The following is a 3,640-nucleotide window of genomic DNA, read 5'->3' as shown; positions in this document are numbered from 1 at the left end:
AGCTGGGGCTGTGGAGCGCGGGGCAGGAGATGGCGGCGCCGACGGCGTAGGCCGTCGCCTACGCCGTACGTCACGGGCGGGCCGCGGTGCGCGCAGTGTCTCAGCGCCGCACCGTGCTCAGTGCCGCCCCGCTCATTGCTTCACCGTCGAGATCCGGTAGACGGCGGTGCCGTGTGCCGGGACGGTGGTGCTGATGTCGCCGTGCGTGTTGTGGTGCTTGTGCTGCCAGAGGTCGCGCAGCCGGTACGTGGGGGCCGCGGGCATGCCGACGGCCTTGGCGGTGGTCGCGATCTTCTGCGGTTGGTCCGTCTCGTTGAAGAGGGCGACGGCGCGGTCGCCGTCCTTCAGCTGCTTGACGACGGTCCAGCGCCCGCCGTCGGAGGACAGGACCGTGCCCTGCTTGCCGAGCGCGTCCTGGTCGAGCGCGATGATCTCGCGGTTGGAGACGATCTCGTACGTCTCGGGGGTCGCCGTGCGCAGATCGGTCCCGATGAGCAGGGGTGCGGCCATCATCGACCACAGGGAGAAGTGGGTGCGGTACTCGGTGTCCGTCATGCCGCCGTTGCCGACCTCCAGCATGTCGGGGTCGTTCCAGTGGCCGGGGCCCGCGTACGGGGCGAGCGGCAGGTTCTGCTTGAGGATGCCGAGCATGCTGCTCCACCGGTCGCTGATGTCGCCGGTCGTGCGCCACAGGTGGCCGACGTCCGCGGCCCACTCCCAGGGCTTGTTCTGGCCCCATTCGCACAGGGCGTAGACGATGGGGCGGCCGGTGGCCTTGAGCGCGTCGCGCATGGTGATGTAACGCTTCTTGGCGTCCAGGCCGAGGTTGTTGCAGTTGTCGTACTTGAGGTAGTCGACGCCCCACTCCGAGAATTGTTGAGCGTCGGACTTCTCGTGGTACAGCGCGCCGGGGAAGCCCGTCGGGCTGCACGTCTTGACGCCCGCGCTCGTGTAGATGCCGAACTTCAGCCCCTTGGAGTGGACGTAGTCGGCGACGGCCTTGATGCCGTTAGGGAAGCGCTGGGGGTCGGGGACCAGCTTGCCGTTCGCGTCGCGCTGCGGGAGCGCCCAGCAGTCGTCGAGATTGACGTACTGGTACCCGGCGGCCTTGAGCCCCTTGGTGACGAAGATGTCGGCGATGGACTTGACCATCGACTCGTCGAACTCGGCGCGGCAGTGCGTCGAGTTCCAGTTGTTGAAGCCCATGGGCGGCGTGGCGGCGAGCCCGTCGGGGAGGCGGGGCGAGCGGGTCTCGGCGGAGCCGGGCGTCGCGGTGTGCTGGGTTCCGGAGCTGTGCGCGGCTGCGGGCCCGGCCAGTCCGGACGGGCCCGCTGTACAGAGCAGTGCGGCGGCGAGCGATCCGATGACTCTTCGGCCGGTGAAAGCAGCGGGAAGATGGCGCAGCATGCGGTACTCCGTCCGTCAGAGGAATACATGGCGTCATGTACGTGTCACCAACGCGCGTTTACGGTAGACCGTGTTGGACTCTGTTGGAAGAGATGCGGTAACGGTTCCCCGCCTTCGTGTCAAAACCCTTGACGGTGCCCGAACTTGACGGTGAGATCCCAACACTTGCGTTCGGTTGTGTTCGATTGCACCCCTGAGGAGGGGGACATGGCACAGTCATCGTTCAGCGGTACGGCCGGACAACGCGAAGCCGCAGGAGTCCCGGGGGACACGGGACATCGGATGTCCCGCCGGACGCTGCTACGGGCCTCAGCGCTCGGCGCCGGAGCGGTCGCCCTCCCCGCCCTGCTCAGCGCCTGCGGCGACGGCCCCGGCGGCGACGGCATCACCCTGGGCTCGAATGCCTCGGACCCGGTGCCCAAGAAGGCGTTCGCGGATTCCTTCGCGGCCTATGAGAAGAAGTCGAAGAAGAAGGTCAAAGTCAACACCGTTGACCACAACAGCTTTCAACAGAACATCAACCGGTATCTCAAGGGTAGTCCGGACGACGTATTCATGTGGTTCGCCGGATACCGGATGCAGTTCTTCGCCGAGAAGGGGCTGCTCACCGACATCAGCGACCTGTGGACGGGGTTCCAGGGCTTTTCGAAGGCGCTGAAGGACCAGTCCACCGGCGAGGACGGCAAACAGTACTTCGTGCCGTACTACTACTATCCGTGGGCCGTGTTCTACCGGAAGAGCGTCTTCCAGCAACGCGGTTACGAGGTGCCGAAGACCTTCGACCAGTACACGGCGCTCGCCCGGCGGATGCGGGGGGACGGGCTCGTACCGATCGCCTTCGGCGACAAGGACGGCTGGCCCGCCATGGGCACCTTCGACTACCTCGATATGCGCGCCAACGGCTACGACTTCCACCTCTCGCTCATGCGCGGCAAGGAATCCTGGACCGACCCCAGGGTCAAGCGCGTATTCGACCTCTGGCGCGGCATCCTGCCCTATCACCAGCAGGGCGCCAACGGCCGCACCTGGCAGGAGGCCGCGCAGAGCCTCGCGCGGAAGAAGGCCGGCATGACCGTGCTCGGCCTCCCGCACCCCGGCCAGCAGTTCACCGCCGCCGACCGCGAGGATCTCGACTTCTTCCCCTTCCCGGAGATCGACTCACGGTACGGCCAGGAGGCGGTGGAGGCGCCCGTCGACGGCTTCCTCATGGCGAAGAAGGCCAAGGACAAGAAGGGTGCGAAGGATCTGCTGAAATATCTCGCCACGCCGGGCGCCGAGGAGAGCTATCTGAAGAGCGACCCCAACAACGTCGCCGTCAACGACCGGGCGTCCACGGGCTCGTACAACACCTTGCAGAAGAAAGCGGCCGAACTCGTCTCCGGTGCGAAGCAGATCTCCCAGTTCATGGACCGCGACACCCGGCCCGACTTCGCGCAGACCGTGATGATCCCGTCCATCCAGCGCTTCATCAACGACCCCGGCGACATCGACGGCCTGCTCAAATCCATCGAATCCCAGAAAAAGTCGATGTTCGCCGGTGAGTAGGAGCTGCGCGCCGTGCCTTCCGTCACCACACGGCGCGCCCGGCGGCGCGGCCCGCGGCGGTTCACCCGCCGCGACCTCGCCGTCATCGGCGTGCTGCTGGGCATACCCGTACTGCTCGACCTGGCCATCATCTGGGGCCCGACCCTCGCCTCCGTCGGTCTCTCCTTCACCAGCTGGGACGGGATCGGCGACATCAAATGGGTCGGCGGGCAGAATTACCACGACCTGTTCACCGACTACCCGCCGTTCTGGCCGGCCGCCCGCAACAATCTGCTGTGGCTCGCCTTCCTCGGGCTGATCGCCACCCCGTTCGGGCTGCTGCTGGCCGTACTCCTCGACCGCGGCGTCCGCTTCAGCCGCTTCTACCAGTCCACCCTCTATATGCCGGTCGTGCTCTCGCTCGCGATCGTCGGATTCATCGCGCAGCTGATCCTCTCCCGCGACCAGGGCGCGCTCAACGCCGTACTCGCCCGCGACAATCCGGTGGACTGGCTCGGCGACCCCGACCTCAATATCTGGATGATCCTGCTCGCGGCGGGCTGGCGGCACACCGGCTATGTGATGATCCTGTACCTCGCCGGGCTGAAATCCGTCGACCCGACGCTCAAAGAGGCCGCGGCCATCGACGGCGCGGGCCCGCGCCAGACGTTCTTCCGGGTCGTTCTGCCGACCCTGCGCCCCGTGAACG

2 protein-coding genes and 1 pseudogene are annotated in these 3,640 nt (G+C 66.6%); 2 read left to right on the top strand and 1 reads right to left on the bottom strand.

From position 1 onward, the window contains the following. Positions 1-147 precede the first annotated feature (147 nt). A pseudogene (locus ACFU99_RS37295) lies at positions 148-1,407 on the bottom strand (glycoside hydrolase family 27 protein); the annotation flags it as partial. A 282-nt stretch (positions 1,408-1,689) separates the two neighbouring features. On the opposite strand from ACFU99_RS37295, the gene ACFU99_RS37290 reads away from it, so the two are divergent. Beyond that, complete coding sequence (locus ACFU99_RS37290) at positions 1,690-2,952, top strand: ABC transporter substrate-binding protein (protein WP_384401200.1); 1,263 nt, start codon at positions 1,690-1,692, stop codon at positions 2,950-2,952. Positions 2,953-2,964: 12 nt separating this feature from the next. After that, on the top strand, positions 2,965-3,640 hold a 676-nt coding region (locus ACFU99_RS37285; RefSeq protein WP_384401197.1), incomplete at its 3' end, for a carbohydrate ABC transporter permease.

Origin of the sequence: Streptomyces sp. NPDC057654, assembly GCF_042800135.1 — a bacterium.
Taxonomy (GTDB): Bacteria; Actinomycetota; Actinomycetes; order Streptomycetales; family Streptomycetaceae; genus Streptomyces.
Note: the sequence above shows the minus strand (reverse complement) of the source record. Positions and strands in the feature narration are given on the sequence as shown.